Below are 8471 nucleotides of genomic sequence, written 5' to 3' on the forward strand. Positions count from 1 at the left end.
AGCTCGATCGCTCGTTCGAAGGCCGATTTCGCCTCCGGAAATTTTCCCTGGCGAGCGCGAGCCACGCCGAGACCATAGTGCCCATCGAACCGGTCCGGCTCTATCTCCGTGAGCTTCTCGAAGTTCCGCTCGGCGTCGGACGTGCGCCCTGTCCTGAGCAGAAGGTCGCCGTACAGAACGTAGGCGCGTGGGACGGTGGGCTCGTTTCCGAGCACCCTTTCCAAAAGGGCCAGCGCATCCTCGAACCCGTCGTCTCCGGGCTCCAGGCTCTCGAGCGTCGTGTCGTTGAGCGCAAGATACAGGTCGATGCGATCCTTCGGGTCGGCAAGACCGCCCTCGGGGGCCGCCGCGCTCGTGTACCCCAGCGCCTCGAGCTTTCTGCGAGTCTCGGTGTCGACGGGAGAGGGCTCGATCGGACCGCTCTCCCGATTCAGGAGTTCCCTCAACTCGTCCTCCAGACTCCTGGCGAGCGCCACTTCTTCCTCGACGAGATTCCGCGTCTCCTCCGGGTCCTCCTCGAGGTCGAACAGCTCGGGTCGCGGTGCGAGAACGAGCTTGTGGCGGCCACGGCGCACGGCGCGAAGCTCGCTCCAGCCGTAGTGAAAGCGGGGCACAAATGTCTCGGCGTAGGCCACGGGCTCGCTCAGAGGTTTCCCCTCGATGCGGGCAACGAGGCTTTGGCCCCCTGCCTTTCTCAGAGGGGGGAGCCCGAGCAGGTCGAGGATCGTCGGCGTCACATCGAGGATCCGCGCGAGACCCGGGATTCGCTTGCCGGCGGGAGCACCAGGGAAGCGCAGGATGAGGGGAATACGTAGCGTCGCTTCGTAGACGAAGAGCCCATGGGTGAGCTCGCCGTGCTGTCCGAGCGACTCTCCATGGTCGGACGTCAACACCACGAGCGTTCTCGAGGCGAGTCCTCGCTCCTCGATTCCATCGAGAAGCTTTCCGACGAGGGAGTCCGTGTAGGCCACCTCTCCTCGATAGCGAGCCCTATCGTCGTCACCGGGCGACTCGTACGGTGTGTGAGGATCGTAAAAGTGTACGAAAGCGAAGAAGGGGCTCTCCCCCTCGGACCTCCCGTCCAGCCAGCGAAAGGCGCTATCGAGAACGGCATCACCGCGACGTTGCGCCACGATTCCCGCTTCCAGACCGTCGGCGGAAGCTCCGAGCTCGTCGTCCCAGACGTCGAAGCCCCGAGCGATCCCGAAGCGGGAGTCAAGGACGAAGGCGCCGACGAAACCCGCGGTCTCATAATCGTTTGCCTTCAACTGCGACGCGAGCGTCGGGACGTCTCCACGTAGGGTGAACCCGACGTTGTCCCGCACTCCGTGGGCGACGGGAGTGAGGCCGGTGAAAAGCGATGCATGGGCCGGGAGTGTGGTGGGAGAAACGGTCGTCACGTCCTCGAACAACACGCCCTCCGACGCGAGCCGATCGCTCGCTTCCGTCCGGATTCCGGTCGCGCCATAACTCGAGAGGTGATCCGCGCGCAGGGTGTCCACACTGACGAGGAGCACGTTCCAGCGATTGGGCGCTTTCGGCGCGGTACCGCAGCCCATGAGCGCCGCAGTGAGCCAGAAGGAAAAGAGAGCTCGGGTCACTGATACCTCGAGATCGAGCTTAGTTTGACCGTCTTCGGCATTGCAAGCTGACGATGGGCGCGCTAGAATTTGCGTGCCTAAGGCTTTTGTTATCTGAAGGTTAGATCATGAAAGCATCATGGAGACTGCTCGTTGCCGCTAGCCTTCTGTTCGCTTTCGCCGCCATCGCCTCACCAGACGAGCGAATCGATCGATTGCCGGAGCATTACCGCAAATGGCTCCTGGAAGAGGTCCCCTACATCATCAGCGACGGGGAGAAAGAGACTTTCCTGCGCCTCGAGTCGGAAAAGGAACGGGAGACGTTCATCGACGTTTTCTGGCGAAAGCGGGACGAGAACCCATCGACGGTGGAGAACGAGTACAAGGAGGAGCACTATCGCCGGCTCGTGTACGCCAACGAGTTCCTCGGCAGGGACACGTTCCGTCCTGGCTGGCGAACCGATCGAGGTCGATATTACATTCTGCTCGGTGAGCCGAGGTCCCGCCAGAACTTCGAGTCCCGCGACGGGATCTATCCGGCAGAGCTCTGGTTCTACAACAACCCCGAGCTGAAGACTTACGCGCTTCCGCCCTTTTTCTACCTGTTGTTCTTTCGACGCCATGGGACGGGAGAGTTCGAGCTCTACGATCCCGTGGGCGATGGTCCCCAAGCTCTCTTGACGCGAGTCAACACCAAGAGCATGGACTACCGCGACGACGTGGAGAGGGCCTACAACGAGCTGACTTTCGTTGATCCGGAGCTCGCCAAGGCGTCACTGTCCTTCCGGACCGACGAGGGGGATCTCGCTCAATTCCAGGCCACGCCTTTCGGAACCTACGAGCTTCTGAACCAGATCGCGCTGGCGCCGTTGTACGGCGTAGACACGAGCTATGCTGAGAGGCTGGATTTCGAAAGAGGGACGGTCGAGAGCGATTACCTGTTTCGCTACGTCACGAGTGCGGGCATGATCAACGTGCTGCCCGGCCCCGGCGAAGCGAGCTACCTGCACTGGGTGATCGAGCTTCCGCCGCAGAACGTCGCCTTCGTCTTCGACAATGAGTCGGGCCTCTACGCTACCGCGTTCGTGGCGTCCATCGAGGTCGAATCGAAAGACGTCCCCGGCACGCTGGTCATGGAGGACCGAAAGGAGTCCTTCATTACCCTCAACTCCTACGAGGAGGCCTCGCTGCATCTACCCGTTTCCTATTCGGGGATGACGCCAATGGTGCCGGGAACGTACACGGTACGGGTGATCTTGCGCAACCGCGCTTGCCCTAGCCGGGACGAGTCCGATTGCGTGCGCAGCTATACGCTTCTCGATGGAGACGTCACCGTGCCGGAATGGCCGAAAACTCCCCTTCTTGGTGACCTGGTGCTCGCCTATGGAACCGAGCTCAGGGGCGGGGAGATCTCGTATCGCTCCTACCGATTCGGCTCACAGGAGATTCTCCCCAACCCAAGCGGGGTTTATTCGATCGGGGACGCGATCACCGTGGCGGCGACCGCCTGGAACGCGCCTGCGGGAGGCAGCATCCGTTTTCGCCTGGACAGCGCCGAAGCCGAAGGATTCATCGGCCCGGACCAAACCGTCCCGCTCAAGGGCGACGAGCCGATCGTTCAGGAGCTCGCGCTTCCGATCGCCGAGGGGGGTCGCTTCCGGTTGACGGCGACTCTTCTGGACGCTCAGCATCAAGAGCGCGACAAGACGTCCACATTGCTGACGGTCTCGCCCCGGACCTCCATCGACCGGCCTTCCGTGAGGGGAAGCATGCCCCAGATCCGCCCCGAGCTCCCCGGCATCGTCTCCATGGCTCTGGGCGAACAATACCTGGCCCTCGAGCGAGACGAGAAGGCACGAGAGCTCCTGGAGCGGGCACTCGTCGAGAACAAAGGCCTGGGACCCGTTCGCGAGCACCTGGCTTCCCTGGAGCTCGAAGCCGGCAACAGCGCCCGAGCCGTCGAGCTTCTCGAGCCCGTTTACGCCCAGATCAAAGATCGCGTGGAGGTGCTTTCGCTTCTGGGTCAGGCCTACTTTTATCAGAATCGATTCGAAGAAGCGGTGGACGTCCTGGAGAAGGCCATCGCTCTCGCGAGGCCGGAGCCCTCGATGCTGAACGTCCTGGCGAATGCGAGCTACCGAGTGGGAAAGCTCGACCGCGCCCAGGAGCTCCTCGAGCGATCCCTGTCGGCCGACCCGAACCAGGACGACGTCAAGGAGATCCTCACGAAGCTCAAGGCCGAGCGCGGCTCGGGCCCGGGAAGCTGATCGCTTCGCTCACCTTGATTCCAGCTCGGCGATCCGCCGTTCGGCCTCCGCCCGGCGCGCTTCGTCCTTCACCCCCGTAGCGAGGAAGCGGCGGTACGCCTCCGCCGCGAGCGCCCTCTCTCCGGCTCGCTCGTAGGCGAGCGCCAGGTTGAACCGCGCGTCCTGACGGTCGGGCTCCAGAGCTACCGATCTCTCGAGGGCCTCGACAGCGGCGGCGAACTTGCCCGAGCGCAGATAGGCGTTTCCAAGGCTGAACCAGATCGCCGGGTCTTCGGGGGCCGACTCGCTCGCCGCGAGAAGCTCGGCGATGGCTGCCCGCGCATCACCTCGGCGCAGGTACACGAGGCCGAGATTCCTCCTGACGTCGGGACCCCTCTCGCCGAGAGAGATGGCCTTCTCGAGCAGCGCCGCCGCCCGTTCGAGGTCGCCCTGCTGGCCGCATAGCGGTCCCAGAAGAGCCAGGACGCGGGTGTTCTCCGGCGCCTCCTCGTGAGCGTCCTCGAGCAGGGCTCGAGCCTCCGCGAGGTCCCCCGAGGCGAGCTGGGCCTCGGCGAAGCCCGCCTTCCAATCGGCTGAGCTTTCTCCGCCCTGAGCCCCTTCCTCGAGGAGGCGCTTCGCCTCCCCGGCACGCCCGCTCTGGGAAAGCTGTCGCGCGAGAGCCAGTCTCGCCGCCTCCAGATTGGGGTCGCGCTGAAGGGCCTGCCGGAAACCTTCTTCAGCTCCCGCCCCGTCACCGAGCTTCAGCCGCACCGCCCCGCGACGCCAGTAGTTCTGGGCGTCCTCGGGCCGCAGCTCGATGGCTTTCTCGTATGAAGCGACGGCCTCGTCGAGGCGGTTGGCTCGCTCCAGTGCCTCTCCTCTCAGAACGTGCATGTCAGGGTCCCACGGGGTCTTCTCGATTCCCGCTTCGGTGATGGTCAAAGCCTCTTCCACATCGTCCAGCAAGAGGAGAATCACGCCGAGGTTCTCGACCATGCCGGCCTCGCTCACCCGCAGGAGCTCCCGAAACTCCACCAGCGCCTCCTCATAGCGGCGCTCCTCGGCAAGAGTATTCGCAAGCTTCTGTCGGGCGGTCGCGTTCTCGGGCTCCAGAGCCAGAACCTCGCGGAATTCCTGAATCAGCTGATCGGGCGTCAAATCGTCGCGCCCGAGGGTGTTCTGAAGCCTCTCGTAGACCTCGACCCGGTCCTTGGGATCAGCCAGCTCCGTCGCCTTTCTTCCCGGTGCCTGGCCCGTGACGTAGCCGAGGCTTTCCAGACGCCGCGCCGTTTCCTCGTCGAGCTCGAGGGTGGCGTGAACGACGTCCTGGTCCGCATCGACCAGCGATCCGAGCTCTCGGACGAGAGGACGAGCCTCTGCCGGCAAGGAGTCGCTCCAGAGATTGTTCAGCTCCTCGGGATCGGCCGCGAGGTCATAGAGCTCTCTTCGAGGAGCATCGATGACCTTATACCGATCGGTTCTGAGGAAGCGGAGCTCGCTCCAGTTGTAATTGAATCGAGGGACGAAGGTCTCTCCATAAGCGGTAACCGGCGTCTCGGTATCCGCGTCGAGATATCGAAAGAGACTCACCCCATCGATTTCCTCGGGGCTCTCTACGCCGGCGAGCTCCAGAATCGTCGGCGCGATATCCACCGTTCGCACCTGTCCCTCGACTCGATGGCCCGCAGGCCTTCCTGGGGCCTTGACGATCAAGGGAACGCGGATCGTCGCGTCGTATACGAAGAGAGCGTGCGTCGATTCGCCGTGCTCGCCGAGACTCTCCCCGTGGTCCGAAGTCAGGACGATCGCCGCGCTCTCGCCTTGGGGACCTGCCTGCACATGGCGCAGGAGCGGGCCGAGGGCGTGATCGGTATAGGCGACCTCGGCGTCGTACACCCGATCGGGATAACGTTCGGCGAAGGGAGAGGGGGGGTTGTGCGGTGCGTGCGGATCGAAGACGTGGACCCAGACGAAGAATGGCTCGCTCTCGTGAGCACGGATCCAGTCCAGCGCCCTCGAGACCACGACCTCGGCGCGCCGTTCGGGATAGTAGGCCTTGTGGACCTCGTTTTCCTCCGGGAGATCGTCGTCATAGACGTCGAAGCCCTGCTCGAGGCCGAAGCGGCTGTCGAGAACGAACGCGCCCACGAACGCCGCGGTGGCATAGCCGTTCGCTTTCAGCGTCTCCGCGACCGTCTCGACGTCGTCGGGAACGCGGAACGTACCGTTGTTTCGCGTCCCGTGAGCCGGGGGATAGAGGCCGCTCATGATGGTCGTGTGTGAAGGAAGCGTCATCGGGTAGGTCGTCACCGCCTGGGTGAACACGACCCCCGAGGCCGCCAGAGCGTCGAGATTCGGCGTCTCGACGTCGTAGCCCATGTACCCGAGGTGGTCGGCGCGAAGCGTGTCGATGGTCACGAGCAGGATGCGCTCGGGGCGCCCGGCGTTTGGCTTGCAGCCGAACGTTATGGCGCAAACGGCGCCAAGCGTCATCGCCAGAAGAGGCCGGATCACCGCCATGACGGCAGTTTACTGCAGCAATCGCTCTCGATTGAAGCTCGTCAAGAAAGCGAGAGCCGGAGCAGGTTTCCCTGCTCCGGCTCCAAGCGAAGCCGATCGGACTCAGTTAACTAGAACTGGAACCGAGCTCCGATTTTGAAAGAGCGGCCGTTCAGCCACTCGACGATGTTGTTGAAGCTCGAGCCGGTACGCACGATGAAGTTCGTCTCCGGGTTCGAGTTGAACACGTTGTAGAGGTCGGCCATTACGGTGAGCCGCGTGTTGTAACCGAAGGAGAACGACTTGTCAAAGCGGAGATCGACTTGACTGACGCCGTCCGAACGGTTGTTCTTGATGTCCTCGAGGAAGAACGGCTGCGTCCCCACTCGTGGCAAGTTCACACGGTGAATCGGCGCCCACAGGTATCCGCTGTTGACCCGCCAGTTCCCCGCGATCCCCATTCCGTTACCGAGCTCGTACCGCGAGGTGATGCCGAAGCCCCAGTTGTTCGTATCCTGAATGAGGCTTACCGCGGTGTTGTACTCGGGATACCAGGTGCTTCCGATGGGATCGGTCGTCAGGTTGCTTCGGGACTCGGCGTTCGGCGAGCGCATCTCTGAGCGCCACTGGTAGTCGAAGTTCCCGTTAATGAACCATCCCCCGCGGAATCGACGGCGATAGGCGAACTGGATCGTGTCGTAGTTGCCGTCGGTATCTCCCGGAGCATTGGCGTAGACGACCTCGCTCGTGGGAACCCCTTCGGGAAGCGTCCTCAGGTTGAGCGTCGTCCCGTTGAACGAGCCCGGGCAGTTGTTGCAGGTCGTGGTGACCGGCTGAGTGAGGTTCTCTGTTGCGCGAGCGATATTCAACGTGTACAGCGAATCCGTCTGCCAGTTGTTGCGGGTCTGCTTGCGCACGTAGGAGAAGCGCACCGAGCTATCGGCCATGAGCTCGTGCTCGAGAGAGAAGCTGAACTCGTCGGAGTACATGAGCTCGGTTCCCGGGACGACGGGTGTCGCCCCTCCCTCGCCGCAGACACCGAAGCAGTCGACAAAAGCGCCCAGCTCCTGCTGGCCATCGTAGAAGCCGTTTCCATTCAGGTCGTTGAGCTTGTAGCGCAGCTGCTGCTGGCCGGCCGGATTCGCGAAGGAAAGACCGGTTCCCACGTTTCCGTAGTAGCGGCCGTAGTAGCCCTTGGCCACCGTCCTGCCCTCACCCGAGACGTCGATGGTGACGCCGAGGCGGGGAGCGATGTTGTTCCAGGTCTCCACGGTCTGTCCGTCGACCGTGACGGGACTGAAGAAATCGGTCAACTCCGGCGACTGGGTGGACCCGAGATAGTAAGCCCTCTGACGGCCAAACCGGGCGCCGAGCGTCAGCGTCACACGGTTATTCACCGTCCAGGTGTCCTGAGCGTAAAAGTCCGTGTGCATGTTGCGGTCGTCGTTCAGCGTCGGCGTGTTGAAGAAATCGATCTCGTCCGTCCTCGCGTTGTACCGTGTGTTCGCGTTCGCGGGGAGGCTCGGATCGAACGCGGGGTCCGCGTAAGTCGGCAGGGCGGGGCCGAGGTTCGAGTTGTCGCGATAGCGGACCGAGCCCGAGTTCGTATTCCAGCCGAACTGGGAGCTATCGATCTGCCAGTCCCACCCAAACTTGAAGTCGTGGCTTCCCGCCGCGGCAGGCACGTACCAGGATACCTGACCGGTCGACTGCGGCTTGTAGCGATACCAGGTAAAGGGCTGCCAGCCGGCTCCGCGCTGCTGGTCGGTCGCTTGATCGACGCGTGCGGGACGCGATGCGGGATCCACGGCGGGCACCATCGGCCAGCCGAAGCCGAAGTGACCGACGAAGACGTTGGTGAACACGCGGTCGTTCCACACGCGCTGCCACTCACCCTTGTGAAGCCAGGTCCAGCTGTCCTGAGCGCGAATGGACTCGGCGGGAATCGACAGCGTGAGACCTCGGTAAGGCTTTCCCTTCCAGGCCCACTGGCTGTAGCCGATGAACTGGTCTTTCTGGCTGATCTGCCAGTTCAGCTTGGCGCTGTACATGTCGAACAGGGCGATGTCGGTCGCGACGTTCGGGTCCTGCCCCGAAATAATGTCGTCGACCTTGAAGTGGTTGTAGGCACCGAAGAACCAGAGCT

General features: G+C 63.0%; 4 protein-coding genes. 1 reads left to right on the forward strand and 3 read right to left on the reverse strand.

What is annotated here, in order from left to right:
• Positions 1-1601: sulfatase-like hydrolase/transferase (locus VEK15_29175; GenBank protein HXV64806.1), on the reverse strand; the 1601-nt coding region annotated here is incomplete at its 3' end.
• Between the two features lie 107 nt (positions 1602-1708).
• Between VEK15_29175 and VEK15_29180 the strand changes: the two genes are divergently transcribed.
• Positions 1709-3847 (forward strand): GWxTD domain-containing protein, encoded by a 2139-nt coding sequence (locus tag VEK15_29180; protein HXV64807.1) that lies wholly within the window; start codon positions 1709-1711, stop codon positions 3845-3847.
• Positions 3848-3856: 9 nt separating this feature from the next.
• Here the strand turns inward: VEK15_29180 and VEK15_29185 are convergent, their stop codons facing one another.
• Together VEK15_29185 and VEK15_29190 are read right to left on the reverse strand one after the other, a co-directional pair.
• On the reverse strand, positions 3857-6346 hold the full coding sequence (locus tag VEK15_29185) for a sulfatase-like hydrolase/transferase (GenBank protein HXV64808.1): 2490 nt from the start codon (positions 6344-6346) through the stop codon (positions 3857-3859).
• Positions 6347-6456: 110 nt separating this feature from the next.
• Positions 6457-8471, reverse strand: a 2015-nt coding sequence (locus VEK15_29190) for a hypothetical protein (GenBank protein HXV64809.1), incomplete at its 5' end; no start/stop codon positions are given.

The organism is Vicinamibacteria bacterium, from assembly GCA_035620555.1.
Taxonomy (GTDB): Bacteria; Acidobacteriota; Vicinamibacteria; order Marinacidobacterales; family SMYC01; genus DASPGQ01.

Bases quoted from the DNA above. Each gene is read 5' to 3' on its own strand.
- VEK15_29180 (HXV64807.1), top strand. From the start codon at position 1,709: ATGAAAGCATCATGGAGACTGCTCGTTGCCGCTAGCCTTCTGTTCGCT.
- VEK15_29185 (HXV64808.1), bottom strand. From the start codon at position 6,346: ATGGCGGTGATCCGGCCTCTTCTGGCGATGACGCTTGGCGCCGTTTGC.